Consider the following 257-nt stretch of genomic DNA (forward strand, 5'->3'; position numbering starts at 1 on the left):
ACCTTTTCGGCTTTAAAATCTCTTTTTAAATACCTTTCACAAAAAACTGAAGATGAATATGGGAATAGCTATCTTTCACGAAATGTAATGGATAAAATGGAATTACATAAAGAAAAAATAGATGCTGCAGCAAGAGCAGATGATGTAGCGAATATGATTTTTAATAATAATGATGATGCTGCATTCCTGCGCTTTCTAGCAAACGATTATGAATTTATTCTGAAAGAAACTTCTACTCGTAAATACAATTACTTTTT

At 30.0% G+C, this 257-nt stretch carries 1 pseudogene; it reads left to right on the forward strand.

Annotated elements, in window-relative coordinates:
* A pseudogene (locus FOT98_RS33245) lies at positions 1 to 257 on the forward strand (tyrosine recombinase XerS); the annotation flags it as partial.

It is taken from the genome of Bacillus sp. HY001 (genome assembly GCF_007558965.1).
Lineage (GTDB): Bacteria > Bacillota > Bacilli > Bacillales > Bacillaceae_G > Bacillus_A > Bacillus_A mobilis.